Source organism: Vibrio hepatarius (assembly GCF_011806575.1).
Classification (GTDB): Bacteria; Pseudomonadota; Gammaproteobacteria; order Enterobacterales; family Vibrionaceae; genus Vibrio; species Vibrio hepatarius_A.
This window is the reverse complement of the sequence record NZ_JAATOO010000009.1, coordinates 73002-98675: the sequence shown is the minus strand read 5'-3', so window position 1 is coordinate 98675 and position 25674 is coordinate 73002. Positions and strand designations below refer to the sequence as shown.

The window sequence follows — 25674 nt, the reverse complement described above, 5'->3', positions numbered from 1 at the left end:
CAGTTTCTTGGTAAATTTAATGGCTTCTTCGGAAGCCATTTTTTATTTGTCGTTTAAATGAATTAAACTCTAATATTAGCATCACCACTTATAAGGGATTGAATTGAAACTGCTCACCTTTGTACTGCTTCTACTCTCGACTTCATCTTGGGCCATGACAGTGGACGAGTTAACCGAAAAAGCACAACACAACGACACTGATGCTCAGTTTCAACTTGCCGAGAGATATCTCGCTGGGGACGGTGTTGAAGCTTCCGATCAAGAAGCTCGTTACTGGCTTGAGCGTGCAGCAACCGCGGGCAATCAAGGCGCGATACAAACGTTAATCACCCTTTCGTTAAAGCAATCGCAAGACAGCAAACACCTTAACCAAGCCATCTATTGGCTGACACAGTTAGCCATCAATGGTGATACGCAAGCACAGGCGAGATTAGGCGAGTTATACGAAAAGCAAAGTGAACCACCCAACGCTCTGGATATGGCGGAGATCTGGTATCGAATCGCAGCAAAGCACGATGAAAATGCACAGCTCGGATATGAAAGAGTCCTAGAGCAGAAGTTCAACGCTCAGCGCGCCAAACAAGTCTCTTCTATCGACCAGTTAGAAGTGGCGTTTGATTCACCTGAGATCGAGCTCAATCCGGTCGAAAAATCAAAAGCCAGCGCAAGTAACTCAGCGCAGCCTTGGATTTATCTGGTTGCCGCCCTCGTAATAGCGATTATGGCGCTGTTAGTTTGGCACAGAAAGACACTAAATGCTCATGCCCAGCAAGAACGCAACACAGATGTAAGAGCTTCACAAGAGACACTAAAACTGCGTGAACAGGTCAAAATACAAGACTCGACACTCAAGCAACAAAAGCGCCAGTTGGATACCTTGTACCGCCAATTTAAAAAGCTACAAGCCAGCAAACAAACGAGTTCTGAGCCAGCCGCCAAAGACAACAAACTCGCCCTCGCCTGCGCGGTATTCGGCTACAAAGCGACCAACATTCCAAGCAGCAAAGAAGTGAAGGTGCGATATAAGCAACTTTGTAAAATCTATCATCCTGATTTACAAGGAAGTGAAGAAGAAATGAAACGTTTAAATGGAGCGCTAAAAATTGTTCTTACCTCTGTTAATAATTAGTTACAAAGGCTAAGTTTTTAACACGAGATTTTTCGACACACTCGATATTAAAGGGCTGCGCAATCGATCACCCTCCCATATCCAATAACAAATGATTAACCTCGACGTATTTCTCGTGCAATAATTCGTCGCGAAAATATCACCTAGTTTGAAAAGGTGTGGAGATCATAATGTTTACTATCGAAGGTATCTGCGACTGGTGTAAAAAGCCAAGCTTGTTAACTAAACACGAATACATTGATGGCAAGTGCCACCACTCGTGCCAAGAGTGCCATGACTTAGCTTCTTTGGACGTGCGTCAATTCAATATCGCTGAACTACAGCAGCGCGAAAGACAACGAGCATAAACTTCAGTTAAGCGGGTTATCCAAACGCACAGGGCCACCATTTAGGTGGCCTTTATGTTTTATGGCTTCTGAAAATAGGCGTTACTCAGCGTCCGGCTGTTGTTCAGGGTCTGCGTTGATAAAAGCAGGATGCAGACGAAGTGACGATGTCACGCGACAGATAGTTGGGAAAGGTTCTAGATTGACGTTAAAACGCTCCGCGTTGTACACCTGAGGAACCAAACATACATCGACTAAGCTAATCTCATCGCCGACACTGTGCGTACCGCTGGTTTGAGCCAGTTTTTTCTCTAACGCGTGAAAGCCTGTTTCAATCCAATGTCGATACCACTCCCCTTTTGCACTCTCAGACAACTGCGCCTGATCGGTCAGATATTGAAGCACGCGCAAGTTGTTGAGCGGATGGATATCGACCGCGATATCTTGTGCTAGAGCTTTTACTAAATAACGTGTTTTCAAATCTCTTGGCGTTAACAACACCTCGGGATACTGCTCATCCAAATAATCGATGATCGCCAAAGATTGGTTTAAGCATACATCGTCATCCATCAGCACCGGGACTAACTCACTCGGATTCAACCGTTGAAACGTGGCGGAGTGTTGCTCACCGCCATGCTTGATTAAGTGCACCGAACGTTGCTCGTAGTCCAAACGCTTAAGATTGAGCGCAATCCTGACCCTATATGCGGCAGAAGAACGCCAGTAACCGTAGAGAATGAGATTGGACATCAGTACTTCACTATTTGCTGGTCGATACTGCCGAAAATCGACTGGCCGTTTTTGTCTAACATCTCCATTTTGATTCGGTCACCAAACTTCATAAAGCGGGTTGATGGTTTGCCATCGCGGATAGTTTCGATCATGCGCACTTCCGCGATACACGAATAACCGACGCCGCCTTCAGAAATCGCGGTACCAAAGTCTGTGCCTTGTTTGTTCGATACCGTACCGGAACCAATAATCGCCCCCGCAGAAAGTGGACGTGTTTTCGCCGCGTGTGCTACCAGCTCGGGAAACTCGAAGGTCATGTCGACACCCGCGTTCGGACAACCAAACGGTTCATTGTTGTAGTGAGACAGTAACGGCAAGTTGACTTTGCCACCGTCCCAGGCATCACCAAGCTCGTCAGGTGTTACTGCCACTGGAGAGAATACCGATGACGGTTTAGATTGGAAAAAACCAAACCCTTTCGCCAACTCATTAGGAATTAAGCCGCGTAGTGACACATCATTAACCAGCATCAATAGCTTAATCGCTGACGCAGCTTGTTCGACAGAGGCGCCCATTGGCACATCATCGGTGATCACCGCAACTTCACCTTCAAAGTCGATACCCCACTCTTCACTGGCGACAGGGATATCATCACGCGGACCGATAAACGCATCAGAGCCACCCTGATACATCAACGGATCAGTCCAAAAGCTTGGCGGCATTTCTGCTCCACGCGCTTTGCGTACCAATTCGACATGATTGACATACGCACTGCCATCCGCCCATTGAAACGCTCTTGGTAATGGTGATTCACACAGCTCTTGGTCGAAGTCCATCTCATTGAGCAACTCGCCTTCATTTAGAGCGATGTAGACTTCGTTCAGTTGCGATTCGACTCGATCCCAATAATCGAGCGCTTGTTGTAAATGTTCTGCAATTTCAGGTACAGCGACGCATTTGGTCAGCTGTTTGTTGACCACCACAAGTAGTCCGTCTCGAGTGTTGTTCTTCAGGGTCGCTAACTTCATTTTCTATCCCTTTTTTTAGCGTTATGCTTTCCAACTGTAGACATATTCTTTGTTTTCGACACTTTCCGCCTCATCACTGAAGTTCAATGCATGACGGGTATCAATCATAACGGCGACTTCATCAGTAAACTTTTTCTTATATTCCTGACCCGCTTTGAACGCTTTTGGGTGTGGCCCGTGTGTAAATCCCGCCGGATGAAACGTCACCATCCCCGCTTCGATATTGTCGCGGCTGAAAAAATCGCCCGCGTGATAAAACAGCACTTCATCATAGTCATCGTTGTTATGGTAAAACGGCACTTTCAATGCTCCCGGGTCACTTTCGATTGGACGCGGCACAAAGGTACAGACGACAAATCCACTGCCGACAAACGTGGTATGTGCCGAAGGCGGTAAGTGATAACGATGTGACATCAAAGGTCTGATATCGCGCCAGTTCACTTTCACCACGGCTAAATCACCATGCCAACCAATTGCGTCAAGTGGGTTAAATGGATATGAAATTACGCTGACTTTTTCGTGGCGTTTGACTTGAACTTGCGTCGGCTGTTCAGAATATTGCGCTTTGAACTGCGCATTGATAGACGGCACTTCCAGTACGGCGGGATCAAACACCGCGTGGTTCCCTACCATCCCTTTGTCAGGTAAGGTGTAGGCCGCATCGGTATTCTCCACCATCAGGATAAACATCGGTTCCGATGGCTCTAATCGCCAATTGGTCGAACGTGGGATCACCACGTAATCACCTTCCGACACTTGAATATGGCCGTAGTCACAAAACAGATCGGCTTTACCTTGGTGAATAAACAGCAACTCATCGCCGTCAGCATTGCGCACCAAGAAATCCATTTTTTCATCCATACGCCAAACTCGGATCTTACAATCCGAGTTGTGCAGCAGATGCGGAACATTCCAAGGCGAAATCTGGCTCGCTTTTTCAACCAAATTGAAGTTAAACGCTCTTGGGCGTAACTCCCCTTCCCACTCAGTCCAACCTGTCGGAGCATGTTGGTGATGAAAGTGCGCCGCCGGGCCAAAGAAACCACTTCGGCCCGCTTCACGTTCATAGATAGCCTCTTCCGGGAAGTCCGCATGTGCTTGTTTTGAGCACACTCCCTCCCGATGAGGGAATGTGATCCATTTATGCATCGCTTAATACTCCACGGCGAATCTGGTCTTCTTCGATCGACTCAAACAGCGCCTTGAAGTTACCTTCACCAAAACCTTCATTACCTTTGCGTTGGATGATTTCGAAGAACACTGGACCAATCACCGTTTGGGTAAAGATTTGCAGTAGGATGCCATCTTTCATCGGCGCACCGTCAATCAGGATTTGCAGATCACGCAGCTTATCAACGTCTTCTTGGTGCCCTTCTACGCGCTCATCGACTTTCTCGTAGTAAGTATCTGGCGTCGGCATAAAGTCCATGCCGCGGTCACGCAGTGTTTGTACCGTTTGGTAGATGTTGTCGGTGGTCAAAGCGATATGTTGAATCCCTTCGCCATTGTATTCGCGAATGAACTCTTCAATCTGTGATTTATCGTCAGACGATTCATTGATAGGAATGCGAATCTTGCCACACGGCGCAGTCATTGCGCGGCTAACAAGACCGGTTAACTTGCCTTCGATGTCAAAGTAACGGATTTCACGGAAGTTACCGATACGCTCGTAGAAACCGGACCAAATATCCATGTGGCCTTGCTTAACGTTATGAGTCAGGTGGTCGATCTCATAGAGGCCCACGTCCATGTTATCTAAACGCTGTTGCGCATCTTCGTAGAACTTAAAATCCACGTCGTAAATGCTTTGCTTACCGTAACGGTCAACAAAATAAAGCAGGCTCTCACCGATACCATAAATGGCCGGAATGCTCAGCTCCATTGGGCCAATTTCGGTTTTGTATTCTTCAGCACCGTTGTTCAACGCATGTTGTAGCGCTTCTGCGGCATTATGAACTCGAAAAGCCATGCCACATACCGACGGACCGTGAACTTTAGCAAAAGCTTCAGCTTGGCTGTGTGGCTGCGCATTGACAATAAAACTGATGTCGCCTTGGCGATATAGCCACGCTTCTTTCGAGCGATGTTTCGCGATTTCAGCAAAACCTAGTGAGCCAAACAAGTCTTTGAGCGCCTGAATGCCTTTTTCATCCGCCGCCGTGTATTCAACAAACTCAAAACCATCGGTGCCTAATGGGTTAAACGCCTCGTTCATTCTTGGTCCCTCTTTTCATGTGTCAGCGTGTCTACCTTTAAGTTTGCTGATTACGCGATTAAAGGGAACCTTTTACCGACAACTTGTGCGTTTACATAAAGTTAACCAAGTCTGTAAACAGAGACTTTACACACAATATCAAGTCAATAAAAACAATAAGATAACGAGAATTCATAGTAACATTTTATTTACATTAACATATCAAATGGCTAACTTTGCGTACGCCTTCTGAGATGTATTTTCTGTTCGACAGAGGCACTGAGATTCGTACCATTCAATCCACACTGTGATCTCGAGCAATTAACTCTGGAGTCTGACGCCAATACACCGAGCTAATACCACCAGCACCACACCATACAGCATAGATATCATTCGTTAGAACGATTCACATATAAAGATAATGGGTCATCGTTAGATATGAATTATTCGCTAGGAGTTATCCATTCATTGATTTAACTCACCCTAGGCAGCAATGAACAAGGATAAGGTATCCGCCTCTGTTCCTATAAGAGGTAGAACAATGACCCTAATTAATCGTGAACGCTTAGTTGAACACTTTATTAAGCTAGTAAAAATCGACAGTGAATCCCGTGATGAGAAACAAATTGGCGAAGCTCTTGCAGAGCAGCTTGGCGAACTCGGATTCACCGTACACAAGCTTCCAGTACCCGAAGAAGTATCGAATGGTTTCAACATTTACGCTCGCCTAGAAGGCAAGTTAGACGACAGCATCGTATTAAGCTGTCATATGGACACGGTTACACCGGGCAAAGGCATTGAGCCTGTCATCGAAGATGGCATTATTCGCTCTAAAGGCAATACGATTCTTGGTGGCGACGACAAATCCGGTATCGCCGCGATCATCGAAGCCGTGCGTTGTATTCAAGCCGAGAACCTTGAGCATAAGACGATTGAAATTGCTTTCACGGTACATGAAGAAGGCGGACTGTTTGGTTCACAACATTTCGATATGAGCTACATCAGCGCAGACAAAGCGATCGTGCTTGATACTGGCGGTCCAATTGGCACTATCGTCAATGCAGCGCCAGGTCAGCAAAAGATCGTTGCGACGATCAAAGGTCGCCCAGCCCATGCTGGCTTAGCACCAGAGCAAGGCATTAGTGCAATTCAAGTTGCGGCTGACGCCATCATGCAAATGAAGCTGCTACGCATCGACGAAGAAACCACGGCAAACATTGGTATCGTCCAAGGTGGTAACGCAACAAACATCGTCATGCCAGAGATCCGAATTGTCGCAGAAGCGCGTTCATTGAATGACAGCAAACTACAAGCGCAAGTCGAACACATGATTTCAACCTTCGAGACAGCAGCCGCCAAACACGGTGCCGAAGTCGAGATCGAATCGACTCGTGCCTACAACGCATTCGTCCTAGACGACAACCATCCGCATATTGCTGCGGTTAAAGCATCTTTCGAAGCGATTGGCACGTCACCTTACACCAAAGGCACTGGTGGCGGCAGCGATGCAAACAACTTCAATGCTAAAGGCTTAACGACGATCAACGTTTCAACCGGCATGGCAAAAGTTCACACCACTGAAGAGTTCATCGCTATCGATGATATGGTTAAAGTGACTGAGTTTGTTAAGCACTACTTAACGCACTAGCTTAGTCTCCATTAACAAAAGAGCCACATCAATGATGTGGCTCTTTTGTTATGTGTAGTAACTCACACTCGCTCGTACGCATCCGCTGGTTAGCCACGACTAGATTATACAGTCGGCCTGATGGTGTCATAACTCACAATTGGACAGAAATGAGTCAGTGATTTTGCTAAATTAGTGATCCTTTAATTACTTAAAGTATGAAAACTAGCTTAACGGTGACAAGAAATTATTGAGCCTCGAACTCCGAAAATGTACCATACACACTGTGTTTCATAGTGGTGACAGTTCTTAGTAGCTGTCCACTCTTAGCAGTAAGAGTGAAACTAATTTCGAAGGGTTCGCCCTTAGTGTATCTCGGATATGCTTACTCCAGTAGGAGTGTTAACTTATTGTAACTAAACTACCTCTATGAAGCACACCCCCAACATTAGGAGAAGATGGTGGCTTTAGCAGACAATATTTGGTGGACAAGAAAAGCACGAATTCAAACTGAAAAACGACTTTTGTCTAACGCCTTTCACTCACAAGTAATACTACTCTGGTATTCATTCTTCTCTGTCGCCGTATCCGTTTATTATCTAAAGAACCCACAAAATGGAATCGAAGCGATCTCTTGGGTTGTATATTCTGTCCTCGTACTTTGCATTTCAGGATTCATCAACGGGCTTTCATTTAAGGAAAGAGCAAACCTAATCAAAGAATGTTATGAAAGTTTGAATAGCATTATGCACCAAGCCTCCAAGCCAAATGCTGATTTGACCAATTTATCAACAACCTACGAATCTAAGCTAAATGCTTGTGAAAACCACACTGACAAAGATTTTGCCATCGCACTATGCCAAGAGTATTGGGCAAGTACCAGCACCGTAAGACAAGTAAGCAAAGATTTCCATTCAGACACCTCGGAAAACAAACAACAACCAAAACAAGCTCTTACTAGAATACCGACATCACATCACTGGTTTTTAGCAGTATCTTATTTTGTTACTAGGTTGTTAACTCTTGTGTTTTTCTATGTCTTGCCAGTACTGATATTGCTTGCATTAAACTCGTCTTTATTCTTATCCACTCCAACTTGTACTGGTGGATAAAATGCGTGTACAAGACCAATTTAATAAAGAGTTTAGGCACGAGAATCTAAAAGAAATCTTTTCCAATCATGTTGTATATTCTGGTGCTACTGGCATAGACAATATGAATCAGTATGCTTTTAGAAAACAGTTAGACCCGCAAGTTGAAATCATTTCTCGTAAAATGATTGAAGGTTCGTATGCGTTTTCCAAGTACAAGTTAAAGTTGCTGACTAAAGGGAGAAATAAAGCCCCTCGTGAAATCTCTATCCCTACAGTGAGAGATAGAATTGCATTACGTGCTATGTGTAACTTTCTACAAGACCGATTTGCAGAATCAGTGACGTTCACGCTTCCTCAAGATGTCATTAAAGATGTCAAGGCTCACGCTTTATCTGGTGACTTTGATAGCTATATTAAGTTAGATGTTTCGAATTTTTACCCATCAATAAGACATAAAAACCTACGCTCTCAATTGAGAAAGCGCATTAGGCAAGATCACATACTAGACATGATCTTTTCGGCTGTCACTGCCCCTTCAGTTCTAGTTTCGAGAAAGGATGATAAGCCAAGTGAAGTCGGCGTACCTCAAGGGTTGGCTGTTTCCAACATCCTTGCAGCCATCTACCTCCAAAACATTGACAAATTTTTATCTGAATTGCCTAACGTAAAATGCTACCGCTACGTTGATGATGTATTAGTTCTTTGTTCTGCTGATCAAGCACACGATCTAGCACAAATCATTATCAAGAAGTTTCGCAATATTGGTTTAAAAATACACTGCCCTGTGAAAGTGCCAGAGAAGTCAAAAATTGACTCACTTGCCAACGGTTTTGATTATCTTGGGTATCAATTCACCAATGAGCATATCTCTGCAAGAAACGGTTCGATTGAAAAGTTAAAGGCTTCTCTTGCTGGGATTTTCACAAGCTATAAGCACTCTAAAAATAAGAGCTTAAAAATTTTAGAATGGCGATTAAACCTACGAATCACTGGCTGTGTGTTTGAGAAGAAATGTAAGGGTTGGCAATTTTTTTTCGCTGAGATCAATGATGAAAAGCTACTCCACAGATTAGATCATTATGTCCTGCGCCTATGTAAGCGTTTTGGGGTAGAAATCAAACCTAAAAAGTTTGTTCGCACTTTCAAAGAAATTAGCCACAACAAATATAACACCAGTTATGTACCAAACTTCGACCAGTATGACATACCTGAGATGAAAGAGGTTTTAGTTCAATATTTTAGTTTTGATTTGACCAATATGGCTGATGAAGAAATTCGTTACCACTTCCATAAAAAAATAGGTTCTCAAGTCAGAGAGCTAGAAGTTGATGTGAAAGACTTTGGTTACTAGGTGAGTGTTCGTTAAACAAGGGGAGATGTTCCCGCGATCCTATAGACGCCTGACAGGCATTAGGAAAAATAGGCCAAATGATGATTCAGAGACGTGAGGCTTAAACGGTAGCTAACTTGCTTTGGGGCAGAACCGATTGAGGGCAACCTGTCAGATTTAGTCACATCGAGATAACGAAACTGACAGATTGCATTCAGACTAATTCATGTTTTGTGTATACGACAGACAATAAGCAGATTTACTACAAACCGAGTTCTTCAGACAGTGCCTTCATCTGCTCTAGATCCATCTTGTAGACGCTGATCATTTGATTAATCTGGCTAAGGCGGGAATTGACTTTGTCTTGGTTGTCACACGCGTCTGATTTTGCATCCCACGATGTGCCTTCAAGGTAAGCATCACAGTCTTTCTTCAATGTTTTGAGTTTCGGCTGCAGTTCTTCTCGCTCTTTTTGTAGCGCTTCCAGTTCCATTTTCACTTTTAGTTCTTTCTGGAACAGCTCACGCGAACGCTCAAACATGGTTGCTTGCATATCCGCTTGACGGTTTAGCTGCGTATTACGCTTGTCGACTTGCGCCATCTGCTCTTTTTGCTGATTAATCTGTTCTTCCAAAGCAAGGTTAACTTTTTCAAGCTCCGAAACTTGAGCCTTTATCGTCGTCAATTGTTCTTCATGCAGTGCTTGTTGCTCCTGCAATTTCAGCTCAAGTTTTTGCGCGACTTCGTCATTGACGTTGGCAACGCGTTGTTCGACTTCAACTGACAACTGTTTCTTTTCATCCACCAGCGCTTGGTATTTATCTTCGATTTCGTTGTAGGTCGACTCCCACTTGCCAGCAGTCCATGCAGAGCCGCCTAAGCCACCCAAGGCTAAACCAAGCACGCCAGCAATCGCGATATAGAGATACGTACGCTTGTCGCGCTCTTCAATCACAACAACGTCATCATTATTGTCTTCTATCTCTGTTTGCTTACTCACGTAACGGCTCCTAACTAGCGTATCAATTCAGAAATCATCAAGGCCGCGGTGTAGATAACAAAGCCAGATAGCAGAGTGACCACGACATACTTTTGCAATTTTTCACTGGTTCGATAACGTACCAGCATAAACGCCAGCACGACCAAAAAGGCAATCGTAATCAATCGAGTCATAGACACTCCTTAGCTAAACTGCTCAACACGCGTTATGCTCCTTAACCCTTTAATTTATACCATCAAATCACGGAAAAGAGTCAGAACTGAGTAGTTTTCTTTAAACTCAAGTCGAGTATTTGTACAATTGTGCGCAAAACCCACCGAATGTGGGTAACGATTAGCCAAACCTATCCACCACTTTAGAATACTGTTTGGTTGATACCAAGAAACAAGGTATAAAGACCCGGTAAACTAACAGAGGCCAAATAATGAAACCATTTAAGTTGGAAAACAAAAAACGCCGCATTCAGAAGAAACTATTCTTAGGCGAATTCGCAATGCTTGGCTTTGATATCAGCTGTGAAACCACGATCAAAGACTTCGATAGCTACGATTCATTTGTTGATGATTTCATCGACTACATCGACAGCATTGGTCTATGTTTCGGTGGTGGCGGCCTAGAAGTATTTGAAGGCTTCTTGTGCGCGCAAGAGCGTTACCAAAACGCGACTGAAGAACAGAAAGCGCAAGTTGTTGCTTGGCTTGAAGCGCGTGCTGAAGTGAAATCTGTAACAGCAAGTGAGCTGGTAGACGCGAACTACTTCTAAGCCTGATTCATCAGTAAAAATCCCCGGCTATATGCTGGGGATTTTTTGTTTCTGCTCACTTTTCAACCTTTCGATGATTTTCCCCAATAAGACTGTTGAAATAGCATAAAAACATGATAGAGTTCACAAGTCATTAGCCACAACACTAATGACCAACTTTTGCTCACTTAGATGAGCAATTGTTCCGATGAAGACTGCAGGAGAGAGGTTATTAACCAATTATTAACAATTGGTCAGCATAACCCGCCGAAGAATTAACTATTTCAGGTGCTGTACTGTACAGCAGGGACTGTAGTTGGAGGAACCTCTGGAGAGAACCGTTAAATCGGTCGCCGAAGGAGCAAGCTTTGCCGCGTATTTGCGGCCAAGTGAAACTCTCAGGCAAAAGGACAGAGGAGTGGAAAGTACTTACCAGCTATAAGCCTTCTGTCTTTTGGCTCTTTGAGATCAATGATCTCTGCTTTTCTCTCTTCTCCTTAGTAACGTTTTATCACTAAAGGGGAAATCATGGATAACCTTCAATCTTTACTGACTACCATTGACCATTTCGTCTGGGGACCACCGCTACTGATCTTGCTAGTAGGAACAGGTGTTTACTTCACTTTTAGCCTTGGCTTAATTCAATTTCGACACCTTCCTTCGGCACTAAAGATGGTCTTTAGTAAAGATGATTCTGCAAAACAAGGCGACGTTTCTAGCTTCGCTGCACTATGTACTGCCCTATCAGCAACCATCGGCACGGGTAACATTGTTGGTGTTGCCACCGCAATCAAACTCGGTGGCCCAGGTGCGCTATTTTGGATGTGGCTTGCCGCATTATTCGGCATGGCAACCAAGTACGCGGAATGTTTACTGGCAGTGAAATACCGCAAAGTCGACGATAAAGGTCAGATGGTCGGCGGACCAATGTACTACCTGCAATACGGTGTTGGCTCAAAAGCGCTGGCGATCATGTTTGCTGTGTTTGCTTTGGGTGTCGCATGCTTTGGTATTGGTACCTTCCCGCAAGTAAATGCTATTTTGGATGCCTCTGAGATTTCATTCGGTGTATCACGAGAAATTTCAGCGAGTGTGCTGACGCTACTGGTCGCATTTGTCACCCTAGGCGGTATTCAGTCGATCGCCAAAGTCGCAGGCAAAGTTGTCCCAACCATGGCGCTGTTTTATGTATTGGCGTGTTTAAGCGTGATTATCATGAACGCAGAACACTTGCTGGATGCGGTAGAGTTGGTACTGGTTTCGGCATTTACTTCAACAGCTGCAACAGGTGGTTTTCTTGGGGCTAGCATCATGCTGGCGATTCAGTCTGGTATCGCGCGTGGGGTATTCTCGAACGAATCTGGCCTAGGTAGTGCTCCGATGGCAGCCGCCGCAGCGAAGACCGACTCTTGTGTTAAACAAGGTCTGATTTCGATGACGGGTACATTCTTCGATACCATCATCATTTGTACCATGACCGGCTTAGCGCTGATTCTGACTGGTGCGTGGCAAAGTGATTTTTCGGGCGCCGCGATGACAACTCATGCGTTTGCTGTCGGCTTAAACGCAGACACTTTTGGCCCGCTGTTGGTGTCGATTGGTTTGATGTTCTTTGCGTTCACGACCATTTTAGGCTGGAACTATTACGGCGAGCGTTGCGTGGTGTTCCTGTTTGGTACTAAAGCCGTACTGCCGTACAAATTCATCTTTGTTGTTTTGGTCGCATCTGGCGCGTTTCTGCAACTGGATATGATTTGGATTCTTGCGGATATCGTCAACGGCTTAATGGCCATTCCAAACTTAATTGGTCTGATCGCTCTACGCCAAGTGGTTCTCGAAGAAACCAAACTGTACTTTGCCAATACCGTCGACAAAGCATCACTGGCCAACGCCAACTAACTGATAACTCGTTATATTGACTTAACTTAATGGGAGCTTTTTGCTCCCATTTATTGTTTAGGCATACACAGGACTTATTAATTGCGTCTGTATTATTGATAAATTCAGGGTTTATTTCGTGCCACACTAACTCCACATAGTGATTAGGAACAACGCAACTCTGAGGTCATATGCAATTTCCACGAATCTCCGTCTTAGACCTGGCCCCTGTCGCAGACGGCTCCAACTATCGGGAAACCTACCAAAAGTCGGTTTCCCTAGCCCAACATGCTGAAAAGTTAGGCTACCACCGTTTTTGGCTTGCAGAGCACCACAACATGCCTGATATCGCCAGTGCGGCGACGGCGGTGTTGATCAGCCATATTGGCGCGCAGACTCAATCGATCCGTTTAGGCTCTGGCGGCGTCATGCTACCTAATCATGCACCTTTGGTGATTGCTGAGCAGTTCGGCACGCTGGAAGCCCTCTACCCTGATCGGATTGACCTTGGATTAGGACGCGCACCCGGTACTGATTACCCAACCATGCACGCACTGCGCCGCGATCCAGAAAGGTTCGACCCAGACTTTTCTGAGCTATTGGAAGAGCTGCAGTTCTTTATGGGCCCGGTGTCTCAAGGGCAACCTGTCAAAGCTTGTCCGGGCGCTGACTCAAATGTTCCGCTTTGGCTGCTGGGTTCAAGCACCTACAGCGCCCAACTTGCAGCACTAAAAGGGTTGCCATTTGCGTTTGCCTCACACTTCGCGCCGGATGCGATGATGCGAGCGCTGGACATTTACCGTTCAAACTTCCAGCCTTCAGAACAACTCGATAAACCCTATGTGATGATAGGTGTGAATGTTGTCGTTGCAGAAACAACGCAAGAAGCGAACTTTTTAGCCACGACGGAAAAACAGAAGTTCTTACAGTTGATTCGTGGCGGACAAGGCAAAATACCCGCGCCGGTTAGTGATATGGACTCACTGTGGCAGCCGCACGAAAAGCAACAGGTGAATAACCAACTGCGAGAATCGATCCACGGTGATAAAGCGCTGGTGCTAGAGAAACTTCAATCTTTAGTCGAGCGAACGCAAGCTGATGAGATCATGGCGCACTCGGTGATATTCGACCACCAGAAGAAGCTACGCTCTTACGAATTGTTGGCTGAACTAAAATGTGAGCAGTCATAGAAAGGCTGTTGTACCGAGAAAGAAAAAGAGCGACTCAAAAGTCGCTCTTTTTCTACTAAACGGTCATGGTTTTCAGACTCGGGGAGCGAATCAACCTTGCGCCCGTCACCGCCTGCACATCATCAAAGGAAAACTCCGGAGCAATTTCTGTCATCACCATGCCTTGCTCCGTGATCTCAAACACCCCCATTTCGGTCACAATTAAGTTTACTTGCTCAACCGCGGTCAAAGGAAACGAGCACTGACTCATCAGCTTTGCTTGCCCTTTCGCTGTGTGTTCCATCGCGACGATGACACGCTTTGAACCGACCACTAAATCCATCGCGCCGCCCATACCCGGCACCATCTTATCCGGTACAATCCAGCTGGCGAGGTTACCTTTTTGGTCAACTTGCAAAGCGCCCAATACCGTCGCGTCAACATGGCCACCACGAATAATGGCAAAGGAATCCGCGCTGTTAAAATAGCTCGCCCCTGTTATAGCTGTTATCGGTTGCCCACCCGCATTGACTAAATCCCAGTCGACTTCTTCACTTTGTGCCAGATGGCCGATACCCAACAGGCCGTTTTCTGCTTGAAACAGCAACTCCACATCCTGACTGATTTCGTTCGCCACCAAGGTTGGTAGACCAATCCCTAGATTGACCACATCACCATCTTTAAGCTCTTGCGCAACGCGTGAGGCGATACGCTTACGAATCGCGTCTTTATCTAACTGACTCATCAGGTGTGCTCCTCCAGATAAATATGGTCAACGTACAAACTCGGGGTATGGATGGTCTCTGGCGCAATGTCACCTACTTCGACTAGTTCGGCTGGCTCAACGATCACTACATCGGCTGCCGTCGCCATTAATGGATTAAAGTTCTGCGTGGTTTTGCTGTAATGAATGTTGCCACGTTTATCGACTACCGAACCGCGAATGATCGCTAAGTCGGCTTTAAGTGGAGTTTCTAATAAAAATGGCTGGCCGTTCACTTCAATGACTGGTTTGTTTTCCGCGACAATCGTGCCTAATCCCGTCGGTGTTAGCACACCACCTAAGCCTGCACCTGCGCTTCGGATCCGCTCTGCCAGTGTTCCTTGCGGGACTAACTCAACCTCTAGGCTACCGTCGCACATCTGTTGTCCGGTTTCCGGATTAGTACCGATATGAGAGGCATAGAGCTTTTTGACCCGTTGCTGCGCGATTAGCTTACTCACTCCTTTACCCGGAGAGCCAGTATCAGTGGTGATCAGCGTGATGTCTTTAATATCATGCTCAATCAATAGGTCGATGAGTTTCTCCGGCGCGCCAATCGCCATAAAACCGCCACTCATAATTGTCATTCCGTCGTGCAACAGCGCTTTAATGCCTTTTGCGTTGATCGCTTTTTTCATACTTGCTCTCCCCTAGCAACGCTTGATGATGAGTGCAGTGCCCATGCCACCACCAATACACAATGATGCCAAGCCGAACGTCAACTGAGTTCGCTCTAACTGGTACACCAAAGTAGTCACAATGCGATTACCAGAGGCGCCGATTGGGTGACCAAGCGCTATCGCGCCACCACTTAAGTTAGCGCGCTGTTCGAGCCAAGACGGTTCAATGTGATGTACGCTTGCTAACTGCTGATTAACGCCGATTGCTTGCGCAGCGAAGGCTTCGTTGAACTCAAATACCTCAATATCGGTCAGTTTCATTCTGGACTTTTCAAGCACATGACCGACGGCCGAAACTGGGCCAAGCCCCATAAATTCGGGATCAACTCCCGCTTGCGCATACTCGACAACTTCCGCTAATGGTGTCAGCCCATACTGCTCAACCGCGCTTTCACAAGCGAGTAGAATGGCCGACGCACCATCATTAATCCCTGATGCGTTCCCCGCCGTGACCGTACCTTGTCTATCAAACGCAGGCCTTAGATTCTGCAAGTCTTCGAGCGTGCAATCGAGCTTAGGGAATTCATCTTGCTCTACTAGCTGGGTTTGCTTGCGGTAGGAGACGGAAACGGGCGCGATCTCTGCGTTGAAATGGCCATCTTTTAACGCAATGGCTGCCTTACGCTGGCTGTTTAACGCAAACTCATCTTGCTGCTCGCGGGAAATATCGAACTTCTTAGCGATGTTTTCTGCAGTGATGCCCATATGGTAACCGTGAAAAGCATCGGTCAACCCATCTTTGATGATTGAGTCTTCCATCACCTGATGCCCCATGCGAACCCCTTGTCGGATATTGCCACTGGCTAAGAACGCAGCATTGGACATACTTTCCATTCCACATGTCATCACAATACGTGCATCGCCAGCTCTGATGTGGCTGACAGCATCCATGATTGCTTTCATGCCACTGCCACAAATCATGTTCAATGTATGAGCAGGAACGTTGTAAGGAATGCCTGCTTTAATCGCGGCTTGCCTTGCGGGTCCCATCCCCGTGCCTGCGCTGAGGACATTACCAGCGATGACTTCGTCAACCAATTGTGGGGCGAGCTTTGACTGCTCTAAACATGCCGCTATCACATGTGCGCCTAATTCCACGCTCGATAGCGCCGATAAGGAGCCGGAAAACGTGCCTATCGGTGTTCGCTTTGCGGCAACAATAAAAATCCGTTTCATAATTTCAATCTCTAGAAATTCACTTAAACAATTGATAGTTATATTTATTATTTTGTTAGCACGAACAAATCCATGAACCTATCCGATGATTCGGATAAGTTCTCGGCGGTATTTGTTAGACGCTAGTTTGATTTGCTCGGTAGTATTTTTCCGACCGCTTGTCCAAAGCCAACTCGATACGCGGCAGCTTGGCTATAGCCAGAAAGAATCAGCGTGTCGTTGTCTTCGATAAATGTGCGTTGAGAGCCGTCGGTTAACGTGATTGGATCGCGGCCGTTCCAGGTCATCTCCAGCATCGAACCACAAGAATCAGGTGTTGGGCCAGAGATGGTTCCCGAGCCAAGTAAGTCACCAGTGCGCATTGCACAACCACTGGACGCGTGGTGTGTGAGTTGCTGCGCACAAGACCAATACATGCATTTGAAGTTGGTGTTGCTGATCACCGTACTCTGCTCAGCACCTTGCGGTAATAGCTCTACCGACAACTCGATATCGAAATTCTGCGCTTGGCTTTGTTGAAGATATTCCAGCGGCTCTGGCTCTTGTGTTGGCCCTGACACCCTAAAAGGCTCGAGCGCTTCCTGAGTCACCACCCAAGGAGAGATGGTGCTGGCGAACGCTTTAGACTGAAACGGTCCTAAAGGCTGGTATTCCCACGCCTGAACGTCTCGCGCCGACCAATCATTCAACAACACATAACCAAAGATCATGTCATTCGCCTGTGATGTAGTAATCGAGCTTCCCATCTCATTTCCTGAACCCACCACTGCACCGATCTCGAGTTCAATATCCAGCTTTCTTGATGGCGCATATATTGGCGCTTTGGCATCTGGGGCTTTGAGCTGACCAACCGGACGATGAATATCAGTACCACTAACCACCACTGTGCTCGCACGGCCGTTATAGCCGATCGGGATATGGAGCCAGTTCGGCATCAGTGCGTTTTCTGGATCGCGGAACATACAGCCGACGTTGGTGGCGTGCTCTCGAGAGGCGTAAAAATCGGTGTATTCCGTCACTTCGAACGGCAGATGCATAGTGGCTTCTGATTGCGCGATTAATACACGACTGCGTAATTGCTCGTCATCACGCAACACGGCGTTGTTGGTATCAAGTAAACGGGAAACATCGCGACGCACACTTGACCAAGCAGTCTTACCTAACGCCATAAACGGATTCAGTTTGCTCTGATCAAAAACCTTATTATCTAGCGATAGCAACCCAGCCTGTTCAACCAACGTTAAGTCGAGGATATAGTCTCCAATCGCGACACCAACGTGCGGTTGTTGAAGATGCTCGATCGAGAATACGCCAAAAGGCAGGTTCTGAATCGGAAAAGGACATTCAGGCGCGTTGGCGCTCTCAACCCATGATTTCAAGTCACTATCGTGTGTTTCGTTTAAGTTCATATGTTGTTCCATCAGGCAGACTTTGTGTAAAAAACCGGGCGCACTTTGTCGTTGGTTAGATTGACGATCCGGCGTATCAGTAAAAAATGAAGTTAAAGTAAAAAGGCATTATTTAAAGCTGCCATCGTGCATCCAGCGCACATGTTCTGGCGCGCGTTTGGTCTTCGCCCACTCGTTCAACATGTCCCATTTGGCTTCATCAATCATCTTGTTCATTTCATCGGTCGCCGTGTTCACCGCAAGCTCTAGGCGATGGCCCGATGGATCGAAGAAATAAATCGACTTAAATATGGTGTGGTCCGTCACGCCAACCACTTCGATGCCATCCGCTTCAAGTTTGGCTTTTACTTCTAACAATTCATCCATCGTTTCCAACTCAAGTGCCAAGTGTTGACACCATTCTGGGGTGTTCTCATCACGCCCCATTTCTGGGCTGTTTGGCAGCTCGAAAAACGCGAGAATATTGCCTGCGCCTGCATCGAGAAATATATGCATGTATGGGTCAGGTTCTTTTGTCGATGGCACTTCATTCTCTGCAATCGCAGCGAGAAAGTTCATGTTGAGATATTTTCCGTACCACTCCACCGTCTCTTTAGCATCAATACAGCGATAAGCAACGTGGTGAATTTTCTTGATGTTCATGGTTAGCCTCTATCATTACTCTGTTTCATTAACTTTACTTGCGCGCAGTGGATACTTTTCCAACGTGCGCCGTTATGCCGATTTGTCTGGGCTTGCATTGGCAAACGCAGCCAACCCTAGGCAGTTCTGCTCAACCTCGACCATTCTTGGGTAAGGGGTTAAATCCAGTTCAAAACGGCGCGCATTGAAAAGCTGTGGGACAAGACAAATGTCAGCCATGGTTGGCTCTGTCCCACAGCAAAACGGGGAATCAGTCTGGGCAAGTTTGCCTTCAATCGCAGCAAATCCTTGTTTTAACCAGTGGTGATACCAAGCCAGCTTTTCTTGCTCGCTGTGGCCGAGTGTCGACGTCAAATGTTTTAACACTCGTAAATTGTTCAGCGGATGAATGTCGCATGCGATGTCCAACGCCAATGCACGGCACTCTGCTCTTTTCATTGGATCGGTAGGCAAAAGAGCGGGTTCTGGATACTGCTCTTCCAAATATTCGATGATCGCTAAAGATTGAGTCATCACACCCTCGCTGGTCTCCAACGAAGGCACTAAGCCCGCCGAATTAACGCTTAGGTATTCCGCACTACGCTGCTCACCGTCTAGCAATGAGACGGATAAAGACTGATACGTCAGTTGTTTTAGATTCAGCGCGATTCTCACTCGATACGCCGCCGTCGAACGCACGTAGTCATACAATTTAATCTCAGCTCTCTCACTCATTCAGGTTACCTTTCGTCATCAATCCGCAGGTCAAAACACACAGCCATTTAGTTTCATTTGTAATTAACTTATACACAAACCAAGATTAATGTGCAAACATTTATACATAGTAGTAACAAAATTATTACATTAATGTTGTTTTTATTCGGTCAATGTGCTTTGCTCTGTTGGGAAAGGCGAAAAAATAAGCCGAAAATCCGAGCGAGAATCGCAAACACTCAAAAAATAAAGTTACAAAAGTAACAGGTGAGGTTAAAAATGAAGAAGTTAGTTTTGACTTTGATTGCTGCCGCTTCAACATGCATTGGAACCACCACTTCAGCTTTCGCAGCTGAAAAAACATTGATCATTAGTTCTTGGGGTTCACCCAACCACGGAATTAATACTTTGGTGTGGCCGACATGGGGAAAATGGGTCAACGAGGCCACGGAAGGAAGAGTCGATATCCGAATTGAGCACAATATGGCGCCACCACCAGCACAAGCGGATATGATCATGGATGGCGTTGCAGACGTCACTTGGTACTTTCATGGTTTTAAACCCGGACGTTTTGAGCTGACGACGCTACCAGAGATCCCAACTTTTTCTAACACTCTCTCATCTGAACAAGCTTCTGCAGCTTACTGGCGCGTATTTGATAAGTATTTGAAAAAAGGCAAAGAACACCGTGGCACCGTAGTCCTTGGGGTTGGGGTTCATGGCCCAGGCACGATCATTACCCGTGAGAAAGTGAACTCATTTGACGATCTCGACGGAAAGAAAATGCGCGTCGCGGGCGAAGTGATGTCTGTGCTTGGCAAGAAAATGGGCGTTGCTCCGGTGGCACTTCCACCAACTAAAGTATACGAAGCCCTATCTCAAGGCGTAGTAGATGGTGCGTTCCTAACTCTTGAAGCGTTGAAAAGCTTCCGTCTGAATGAAGTCGCACCAAATGTCATCACCTTCCCTGGCGGTTTGTACCGCGGCAGCTTCAGCATCTTAATGAACCCAGATACATTGGATAGCTTATCAGCGAAAGACCGCGAAGCAGTATTATCGGTATCTGGCGAAAAGCTGTCTCGTCTATTTGGTCAAATGATGGATCAAGCAGACCAAGCGGGCGTAAAAGATACACTTGCGAGAAACGGCAACATTCAAGAAGCGTCACCAGAGATGATTTCGCAAGCGAAGAGTTTCGCACAAGGCTTAGAAGCAGAGTGGCTGAAAACCGCGAAGAAACGTCGCATCGGCAACCCGGAAGAAGCTTTGGCTTACTACCACGAGCAAGTTGAGCTTCTTGGAGCTGAGTAATGAACTTGACCTTTTCTATTCTCAAGCAATTGCGCCAGATACTGGGCGTAATTGCTTCATTGACCCTCTTTTGCATGCTGGTGCTTACCGTCATCGATGTCGTCGGACGCTACTTCTTTAATAGCCCTTTTCCCGGCGGTGTCGAGCTGGTCGAAATCATGCTAGCAATTGTTGTCTTTTCCGCGTTTTCATTGATTACCTGGAGCGAAGAACACATTTGTGTCGATTTGTTGGATGACTGGTTTCCAGTCTCACTGACCAATCTGCGCCAAGCGTTCATCAACCTATGTAGCGCGTTTGCACTCGGTTTGATCGCTTGGAAAGTATGGGGATTAGGCGCGCGTTCACTCTCTTATGGTGAAACTACTGACGTACTCGAAATTCCTATCGGTTATGTAATGTACTTTGTCTCGTTTATCGGCTGGATCTCGATGGTCATCGCTTTGACATTGGCGTTCCAATACTTGTTTAGCAAAGCGCCCGTTAGCAATTCCACACAGGAGAGTGACTCATGACGGTAACATTAGTGGGATTTGTAGCCCTCCTGACGCTGGTTTTATTGCGTATTCCGTTAGCGTACGCAATGGGGATCGTCGGTTTTGTTGGCTTTGGCGTACTGGTCGACTTCAACTGGTCTGCGACGCTATCGATGGCGGCGCGACGTATCATCGACACCGGGCAAGATTACAGCTTGTCGGTCATTCCATTGTTTGTACTGATGGGCAACTTGGTCAACCGAGCGGGTATTTCACAAGAGCTTTACGCCGCCAGCAACGCGTTTGTTGGCCACCGCAAAGGCGGATTATCCATGGCGACAATCCTCGCGTGCGGCGGGTTCTCGGCGATTTGTGGATCTAGCCTAGCAACGGCAGCAACGATGTCGAAAGTCGCTATGCCACCGATGCGGAAATACGGCTATCAAGACAGCTTGGCTGCCGCATCTATCGCAGCAGGTGGTACATTAGGCATTCTGATTCCACCCAGCGTGATGTTGGTGGTGTACGGGCTATTAACCGAAACCAGTATTCGAGAACTGTTTGCTGCAGGGTTAGTACCGGGCATTTTGGGTGTCGTGTTGTACCTAGTTGCGGTTCGCTGGACTGTATACCGTCAGCCAACGATGGCACCACCGATGGAGCGTGTGCCTTGGCCACAGCGTTTGATTGCGCTAAAAGGTGTGTTATCGACCATTGCGCTATTCATTTTGGTGATGGGCGGTATTTACGCAGGCGCGTTTACCCCAACTGAAGCCGCAGGCATCGGTGCGGCGGGCGCTTTACTTATCGCGATGATGAAGCGCGCGATCACCGTCAAAGTGCTACATGAAATCCTGCTCGACTCGGCCAAAACAACTGGTGTGCTATTCAGTGTGGTGATTTCTGCGTTGATCTTTTCAAACTTTATCAACCGCTCAGGGTTTACCAACCAGTTGCTTGAACTGATTACCAGCATGAACATGGCGCCCTTTATGGTGATCATCGCGATTATCTGTGTCTACATTGTTCTGGGTTGTATCTTTGAAAGTATGTCGATGCTGCTGTTAACTGTGCCGATCTTTTTCCCATTAGTCGAAAGCTTGGGCTACGACTTAGTTTGGTTCGGTATTCTTGTCGTTGTGGTAACGGAGATCAGCTTGATCACTCCTCCTGTCGGAATGAACGTTTTTGTCCTCTCTGGTGTAGTGAAAGATATAAAGACGAAGACCATCTTTAAAGGTATCATCCCATTTTGGACGGTAGACATGCTCAGATTGGCACTGGTTGCACTGATTCCAGCATTGTCATTAGCTTTACCACACTGGTTATACAGCGGTTAATTGAGGGAACATGGGACAATTTGCATTTTCACTAGACAACTTCTTACCTTACAAATTGATACAGACTTCCGAACAGGTATCAGAAAGCCTCGCAACTCTGTACAAAAAAGAATTTGGTATTACCCGCTCAGAGTGGAGAATCATCGCCAACTTAGCAGCGCGTGAAAATGTGATTGCCCGTGACCTATCCGAAATCACTAAGCTCGACAAAGTGAAAGTGTCACGCACGTTAACCATTCTCGAAGACAAAGCGCTCATCAAGCGCACCAAATCAGAAAACGATTTGCGCGCGTCTAAAATTGAGCTAACCGAGAAAGGCTTGAACCTTTACCAGCACATCGTTCCGCGTGCAATGGAGTGGGAATCACAAATCCTTGATGGCTTAACCGCGACGCAATATCGCGACCTTTGCCAAACACTGGACGCGCTGAGAAAGTCAGTGGCAACACTCACCAAGTAATTTCCCATAGATAGTAAAAGAGCGACGTCATCGTCGCTCTTTTGTTAGGTTGGATACCCCAATTTGCTTACTTATCTTCCAGCATCAACTTAACGCCGAGCCCCACCAGCACCACACCGGTTGTGCCTTCCATCCAATGCATGAAACGCGCACTTTTCAGTAAGTTTTTCGCCGAAGTTAATGCGCCCGCTAGACCACATTGCCACACCATCGCGATAACAAAGTGAATCGCCGCCATTAAAGTCGACTGCAAAAACGCGGAGCCTTCCGGATTGATAAACTGCGGTAAGAAAGCAAGATAGAACACCGCCGTTTTTGGGTTTAGGACATTAGACAAAAAACCCTCTCGCATTGAGCGAGAAAAGCTGAACTCATGGCGAGTTACCGAGCCTGTCGAAGCTTGAGGCGCTGTATGGTTGCTCCACAAGCCTCGCAACGTCGTTAAACCCAAGTAAATCAGATACGCCGCACCCACCATCTTAACCAAATGGAACAGTTCTGCCGATTGAGCAAGAATGGCTGAAATACCAATCGCAGAAAAAGTCGCGTGGACAAACAAGCCTAGGCAAATACCCAAGCTGGTGACGGCACCGTCGGTGAATCCACCACGGGAAGAATTACGAATCACCAACGCCGTATCCAACCCTGGAGTTAACGTCAGTATGGTTATCGCGATCAAAAACGCTTCAAAATTGTGTATCACGCTTACATCCACCAAGCAAAAAGATAAAACTGATCCTTTATTGTCATATTTACACAGGCATTTCAATCAAATTTATTTCATCATCCCCTTAAAACCTCGCCTTCTCATGCGCTTTACACTAAGCCGCGACAATTTCTTCGCGAATGACTTGGTAAGCTCATGCAGCGTTGGTAAACTTTTGTTTTCTCTATAGTCATGGAAGGCGACACATGAGCGCATTCGAAAAACTCAAAGCACACTCTCAAAAACTTTCTCATTTTCAACACCTAGCCGCGATTTGTGGCTGGGACCAAGCGGCCGTGATGCCAAGTGGTGGCAGCCAAGCTCGATCAGAGGCGATGGCAGAGTTGTCTGTTCACATGCACAGCTTGCAAACACGGCCACAGTTAGCAGATTGGTTTGCTGAAGCCGAGCAAGAATCACTAAACGCCCAAGACAGCGCGACATTGCGTGAGCTCAAGCGCACTTGGTTGCAAGCGAACGTTCTGCCGGAATCACTCGTGCAGGCAAAGTCATTAGCTGGTTCTAAGTGTGAGCATGCATGGCGCACACAGCGCGGTCAAAACGACTGGCAAGGTTTTGAGAAGAACTGGGCGGAAGTGGTTAAGCTGTCTCAAGAAGAAGCGCAGATTCGTGCAGAAGCCACTGGCCTTTCTGCTTACGACGCAATGCTTGATATCTATGAACCTGGTACGACAACTGCGTCTCTAGACGTACTGTTTAGCGATGTGAAAAGCTGGCTTCCAGAGATGATCGACCAAGCGATCGAAAAACAATCTGCAGAAAAATTCATTGCGCCGCAAGGCCGTTTCCCAAGCGAGACTCAGAAAGCGCTTGGTTTAGACGTAATGAAGCTTTTGCAGTTTGATTTTGAGCACGGCCGACTCGATGAAAGCGTTCACCCATTCTGTGGCGGCGTTCCAAGTGATGTACGCATCACCACGCGTTACGATGAGCAAGAATTTGTACAGTCGTTGATGGGGATCGTACACGAGACAGGTCACGCTCGTTACGAACAAGGTTTACCAAAGTCACTCGCGGGTTTACCATCGGGCGAAGCACGCTCTATGGGTATTCACGAATCACAATCGCTGTTCTTTGAAATGCAGGTTGGTCGACACGATGCTTTTATCGCGCATTTAGCACGTCTTGCAGGTCAACACTTCACTGGCCACGATGCAAAACTGTTCTCACAGGATAACTTTCAAAAGCTCTATACACGCGTGAAGAAAGATTTCATCCGTGTGGATGCTGACGAACTCACCTACCCTGCGCACGTTATCTTGCGTTATGAGATAGAGCGCGATCTGATCAACGGCCAAATCAAGCACACAGATATACCTGAACTGTGGGATCTAAAAATGCAAAGCTATTTGGGTTTGTCGACCAAAGACAACTATAAAAATGGCTGCATGCAGGATATTCACTGGACGGACGGCGCGTTTGGTTACTTCCCGAGTTACACATTAGGCGCGATGTATGCGGCGCAATTTATGGCATCGATGAAGCAAAGCGTGGATGTGGATTCCGCGATCCAATCTGGTGATCTCACCCCTATCTTCACTTGGCTCTCTGACAATATTTGGAGTAAAGGCAGCCTACTCACTACGGATGAGTTGGTGAAGCAAGCAACGGGGGAAACACTCAACGCAACGTATTTCAAAGAGCATTTGAGAAACCGTTACCTAAACAATGCTTAAGCAATCTAGCTAAGTTAGGTGGTTAATTGCCTGATTGACGATGTCTTTCAGGCAATATGAATCCTCTCTTAT

At 46.5% G+C, this 25674-nt stretch carries 26 protein-coding genes and 1 riboswitch; of the genes, 13 read left to right on the top strand and 13 right to left on the bottom strand.

Going from position 1 to position 25674, the window contains the following annotated elements; translation table 11 throughout:
* The first annotated feature begins 103 nt into the window (after positions 1-103).
* Both HCZ42_RS09240 and HCZ42_RS09235 read left to right on the top strand, forming a co-directional pair.
* Complete coding sequence (locus HCZ42_RS09240) at positions 104-1129, top strand: tetratricopeptide repeat protein (RefSeq protein WP_167420423.1); 1026 nt, start codon at positions 104-106, stop codon at positions 1127-1129.
* A gap of 170 nt (positions 1130-1299) precedes the next feature.
* Entirely contained in the window at positions 1300-1476 is a 177-nt protein-coding gene (locus tag HCZ42_RS09235) for a hypothetical protein (RefSeq protein ID WP_167420422.1), read from the top strand.
* An 81-nt stretch (positions 1477-1557) separates the two neighbouring features.
* On the opposite strand, the gene maiA (HCZ42_RS09230) is transcribed toward HCZ42_RS09235, so the two are convergent.
* Genes maiA (HCZ42_RS09230) through hppD form a run of 4 tightly spaced genes read right to left on the bottom strand, consistent with a single transcriptional unit; the run spans position 1558 to position 5430 of the window.
* Positions 1558-2205: a maleylacetoacetate isomerase gene (gene maiA, locus HCZ42_RS09230; RefSeq protein ID WP_167420421.1), complete on the bottom strand. Its 648-nt coding sequence runs from the start codon at positions 2203-2205 to the stop codon at positions 1558-1560.
* The gene (locus HCZ42_RS09225; RefSeq protein WP_167420420.1) at positions 2205-3215 is read right to left on the bottom strand and encodes a fumarylacetoacetate hydrolase family protein; all 1011 of its coding nucleotides are present in this window, start codon (positions 3213-3215) and stop codon (positions 2205-2207) included. The genes maiA (HCZ42_RS09230) and HCZ42_RS09225 overlap by 1 nt, the downstream gene beginning before the upstream one ends.
* A gap of 21 nt (positions 3216-3236) precedes the next feature.
* A complete protein-coding gene (locus HCZ42_RS09220) occupies positions 3237-4364 on the bottom strand; it encodes a homogentisate 1,2-dioxygenase (protein WP_167420419.1) in 1128 nt (375 codons plus the stop codon).
* Positions 4357-5430 (bottom strand): 4-hydroxyphenylpyruvate dioxygenase, encoded by a 1074-nt coding sequence (hppD, locus tag HCZ42_RS09215; RefSeq protein WP_167420418.1) that lies wholly within the window; start codon positions 5428-5430, stop codon positions 4357-4359. The genes HCZ42_RS09220 and hppD overlap by 8 nt, the downstream gene beginning before the upstream one ends.
* Positions 5431-5950: 520 nt before the next feature.
* Here hppD and HCZ42_RS09210 point away from each other — a divergent pair.
* The 3 genes from HCZ42_RS09210 to HCZ42_RS09200 all read left to right on the top strand — a co-directional run bounded on the left by HCZ42_RS09210 (position 5951) and on the right by HCZ42_RS09200 (position 9481).
* Positions 5951-7057 (top strand): M20/M25/M40 family metallo-hydrolase, encoded by a 1107-nt coding sequence (locus tag HCZ42_RS09210; RefSeq protein WP_167420417.1) that lies wholly within the window; start codon positions 5951-5953, stop codon positions 7055-7057.
* Positions 7058-7494: 437 nt separating this feature from the next.
* Positions 7495-8148, top strand: coding sequence for an SLATT domain-containing protein (locus HCZ42_RS09205; RefSeq protein WP_167420416.1), 654 nt, complete (start codon positions 7495-7497; stop codon positions 8146-8148).
* A 1-nt stretch (position 8149) separates the two neighbouring features.
* On the top strand, positions 8150-9481 hold the full coding sequence (locus HCZ42_RS09200; protein WP_167420415.1) for a reverse transcriptase domain-containing protein: 1332 nt from the start codon (positions 8150-8152) through the stop codon (positions 9479-9481).
* Between the two features lie 241 nt (positions 9482-9722).
* Here the strand turns inward: HCZ42_RS09200 and HCZ42_RS09195 are convergent, their stop codons facing one another.
* Together HCZ42_RS09195 and HCZ42_RS09190 are read right to left on the bottom strand one after the other, a co-directional pair.
* Entirely contained in the window at positions 9723-10460 is a 738-nt protein-coding gene (locus HCZ42_RS09195; RefSeq protein ID WP_167420414.1) for a chromosome partitioning protein ParA, read from the bottom strand.
* Between the two features lie 14 nt (positions 10461-10474).
* Complete coding sequence (locus tag HCZ42_RS09190) at positions 10475-10633, bottom strand: hypothetical protein (protein WP_167420413.1); 159 nt, start codon at positions 10631-10633, stop codon at positions 10475-10477.
* Positions 10634-10884: 251 nt separating this feature from the next.
* On the opposite strand from HCZ42_RS09190, the gene HCZ42_RS09185 reads away from it, so the two are divergent.
* The 3 genes from HCZ42_RS09185 to HCZ42_RS09175 all read left to right on the top strand — a co-directional run bounded on the left by HCZ42_RS09185 (position 10885) and on the right by HCZ42_RS09175 (position 14270).
* On the top strand, positions 10885-11223 hold the full coding sequence (locus HCZ42_RS09185; protein ID WP_167420412.1) for a YggL family protein: 339 nt from the start codon (positions 10885-10887) through the stop codon (positions 11221-11223).
* A gap of 297 nt (positions 11224-11520) precedes the next feature.
* Positions 11521-11626: riboswitch (glycine riboswitch) on the top strand.
* A 104-nt stretch (positions 11627-11730) separates the two neighbouring features.
* Positions 11731-13101 carry an alanine/glycine:cation symporter family protein gene (locus tag HCZ42_RS09180; protein WP_167420411.1) on the top strand — a complete coding sequence of 457 codons (1371 nt, stop codon included), beginning with the start codon at positions 11731-11733 and terminating at the stop codon, positions 13099-13101.
* 170 nt (positions 13102-13271) lie between these two features.
* A complete protein-coding gene (locus tag HCZ42_RS09175) occupies positions 13272-14270 on the top strand; it encodes an LLM class flavin-dependent oxidoreductase (RefSeq protein ID WP_167420410.1) in 999 nt (332 codons plus the stop codon).
* Positions 14271-14325: 55 nt separating this feature from the next.
* On the opposite strand, the gene HCZ42_RS09170 is transcribed toward HCZ42_RS09175, so the two are convergent.
* From HCZ42_RS09170 to maiA (HCZ42_RS09145), 6 genes are all read right to left on the bottom strand, one after another.
* The gene (locus HCZ42_RS09170) at positions 14326-14997 is read right to left on the bottom strand and encodes a 3-oxoacid CoA-transferase subunit B (RefSeq protein WP_167420519.1); all 672 of its coding nucleotides are present in this window, start codon (positions 14995-14997) and stop codon (positions 14326-14328) included.
* Positions 14994-15650, bottom strand: coding sequence for a CoA transferase subunit A (locus tag HCZ42_RS09165; protein ID WP_167420409.1), 657 nt, complete (start codon positions 15648-15650; stop codon positions 14994-14996). Before HCZ42_RS09165 ends, HCZ42_RS09170 begins: the two co-directional genes overlap by 4 nt.
* A gap of 12 nt (positions 15651-15662) precedes the next feature.
* A complete protein-coding gene (locus HCZ42_RS09160; protein WP_167420408.1) occupies positions 15663-16868 on the bottom strand; it encodes an acetyl-CoA C-acetyltransferase in 1206 nt (401 codons plus the stop codon).
* A gap of 122 nt (positions 16869-16990) precedes the next feature.
* On the bottom strand, positions 16991-18277 hold the full coding sequence (fahA, locus tag HCZ42_RS09155) for a fumarylacetoacetase (protein ID WP_217702290.1): 1287 nt from the start codon (positions 18275-18277) through the stop codon (positions 16991-16993).
* A 108-nt stretch (positions 18278-18385) separates the two neighbouring features.
* Positions 18386-18919: a VOC family protein gene (locus HCZ42_RS09150; RefSeq protein ID WP_167420406.1), complete on the bottom strand. Its 534-nt coding sequence runs from the start codon at positions 18917-18919 to the stop codon at positions 18386-18388.
* A gap of 72 nt (positions 18920-18991) precedes the next feature.
* A complete protein-coding gene (gene maiA, locus HCZ42_RS09145) occupies positions 18992-19633 on the bottom strand; it encodes a maleylacetoacetate isomerase (protein ID WP_175579449.1) in 642 nt (213 codons plus the stop codon).
* Between the two features lie 258 nt (positions 19634-19891).
* Between maiA (HCZ42_RS09145) and HCZ42_RS09140 the strand changes: the two genes are divergently transcribed.
* From HCZ42_RS09140 to HCZ42_RS09125, 4 genes are read left to right on the top strand one after another with little or no spacing between them, the layout of a single operon-like run.
* Positions 19892-20923, top strand: coding sequence for a TRAP transporter substrate-binding protein (locus HCZ42_RS09140; RefSeq protein ID WP_167420405.1), 1032 nt, complete (start codon positions 19892-19894; stop codon positions 20921-20923).
* Entirely contained in the window at positions 20923-21438 is a 516-nt protein-coding gene (locus tag HCZ42_RS09135; RefSeq protein WP_167420404.1) for a TRAP transporter small permease, read from the top strand. Before HCZ42_RS09140 ends, HCZ42_RS09135 begins: the two co-directional genes overlap by 1 nt.
* Complete coding sequence (locus HCZ42_RS09130; RefSeq protein WP_167420403.1) at positions 21435-22739, top strand: TRAP transporter large permease; 1305 nt, start codon at positions 21435-21437, stop codon at positions 22737-22739. The genes HCZ42_RS09135 and HCZ42_RS09130 overlap by 4 nt, the downstream gene beginning before the upstream one ends.
* Before the next feature lie 10 nt (positions 22740-22749).
* Positions 22750-23199: a MarR family winged helix-turn-helix transcriptional regulator gene (locus tag HCZ42_RS09125; RefSeq protein WP_167420402.1), complete on the top strand. Its 450-nt coding sequence runs from the start codon at positions 22750-22752 to the stop codon at positions 23197-23199.
* Between the two features lie 67 nt (positions 23200-23266).
* Here HCZ42_RS09125 and HCZ42_RS09120 read toward each other — a convergent pair whose 3' ends face one another.
* Positions 23267-23902 carry a LysE family translocator gene (locus tag HCZ42_RS09120; protein WP_167420401.1) on the bottom strand — a complete coding sequence of 212 codons (636 nt, stop codon included), beginning with the start codon at positions 23900-23902 and terminating at the stop codon, positions 23267-23269.
* A gap of 209 nt (positions 23903-24111) precedes the next feature.
* Here HCZ42_RS09120 and HCZ42_RS09115 point away from each other — a divergent pair, with 209 nt between their 5' ends.
* Positions 24112-25602 carry a carboxypeptidase M32 gene (locus HCZ42_RS09115; protein WP_167420400.1) on the top strand — a complete coding sequence of 497 codons (1491 nt, stop codon included), beginning with the start codon at positions 24112-24114 and terminating at the stop codon, positions 25600-25602.
* The last annotated feature ends 72 nt before the right edge of the window (positions 25603-25674 follow it).

Excerpts from the sequence above, each read along its gene's own strand:
- HCZ42_RS09185 (WP_167420412.1), top strand. The coding sequence starts at position 10,885 with ATGAAACCATTTAAGTTGGAAAACAAAAAACGCCGCATTCAGAAGAAA.
- HCZ42_RS09235 (WP_167420422.1), top strand. The coding sequence starts at position 1,300 with ATGTTTACTATCGAAGGTATCTGCGACTGGTGTAAAAAGCCAAGCTTG.
- HCZ42_RS09135 (WP_167420404.1), top strand. The coding sequence starts at position 20,923 with ATGAACTTGACCTTTTCTATTCTCAAGCAATTGCGCCAGATACTGGGC.
- HCZ42_RS09115 (WP_167420400.1), top strand. The coding sequence starts at position 24,112 with ATGAGCGCATTCGAAAAACTCAAAGCACACTCTCAAAAACTTTCTCAT.
- HCZ42_RS09130 (WP_167420403.1), top strand. The coding sequence starts at position 21,435 with ATGACGGTAACATTAGTGGGATTTGTAGCCCTCCTGACGCTGGTTTTA.
- HCZ42_RS09225 (WP_167420420.1), bottom strand. The coding sequence starts at position 3,215 with ATGAAGTTAGCGACCCTGAAGAACAACACTCGAGACGGACTACTTGTG.
- HCZ42_RS09205 (WP_167420416.1), top strand. The coding sequence starts at position 7,495 with ATGGTGGCTTTAGCAGACAATATTTGGTGGACAAGAAAAGCACGAATT.
- maiA (WP_167420421.1), bottom strand. The coding sequence starts at position 2,205 with ATGTCCAATCTCATTCTCTACGGTTACTGGCGTTCTTCTGCCGCATAT.
- hppD (WP_167420418.1), bottom strand. The coding sequence starts at position 5,430 with ATGAACGAGGCGTTTAACCCATTAGGCACCGATGGTTTTGAGTTTGTT.
- HCZ42_RS09220 (WP_167420419.1), bottom strand. The coding sequence starts at position 4,364 with ATGCATAAATGGATCACATTCCCTCATCGGGAGGGAGTGTGCTCAAAA.
- HCZ42_RS09200 (WP_167420415.1), top strand. The coding sequence starts at position 8,150 with ATGCGTGTACAAGACCAATTTAATAAAGAGTTTAGGCACGAGAATCTA.
- HCZ42_RS09180 (WP_167420411.1), top strand. The coding sequence starts at position 11,731 with ATGGATAACCTTCAATCTTTACTGACTACCATTGACCATTTCGTCTGG.
- HCZ42_RS09140 (WP_167420405.1), top strand. The coding sequence starts at position 19,892 with ATGAAGAAGTTAGTTTTGACTTTGATTGCTGCCGCTTCAACATGCATT.
- maiA (WP_175579449.1), bottom strand. The coding sequence starts at position 19,633 with ATGAGTGAGAGAGCTGAGATTAAATTGTATGACTACGTGCGTTCGACG.
- HCZ42_RS09150 (WP_167420406.1), bottom strand. The coding sequence starts at position 18,919 with ATGAACATCAAGAAAATTCACCACGTTGCTTATCGCTGTATTGATGCT.
- HCZ42_RS09165 (WP_167420409.1), bottom strand. The coding sequence starts at position 15,650 with ATGAAAAAAGCGATCAACGCAAAAGGCATTAAAGCGCTGTTGCACGAC.
- HCZ42_RS09125 (WP_167420402.1), top strand. The coding sequence starts at position 22,750 with ATGGGACAATTTGCATTTTCACTAGACAACTTCTTACCTTACAAATTG.
- HCZ42_RS09160 (WP_167420408.1), bottom strand. The coding sequence starts at position 16,868 with ATGAAACGGATTTTTATTGTTGCCGCAAAGCGAACACCGATAGGCACG.
- HCZ42_RS09210 (WP_167420417.1), top strand. The coding sequence starts at position 5,951 with ATGACCCTAATTAATCGTGAACGCTTAGTTGAACACTTTATTAAGCTA.
- HCZ42_RS09175 (WP_167420410.1), top strand. The coding sequence starts at position 13,272 with ATGCAATTTCCACGAATCTCCGTCTTAGACCTGGCCCCTGTCGCAGAC.
- fahA (WP_217702290.1), bottom strand. The coding sequence starts at position 18,277 with ATGAACTTAAACGAAACACACGATAGTGACTTGAAATCATGGGTTGAG.
- HCZ42_RS09190 (WP_167420413.1), bottom strand. The coding sequence starts at position 10,633 with ATGACTCGATTGATTACGATTGCCTTTTTGGTCGTGCTGGCGTTTATG.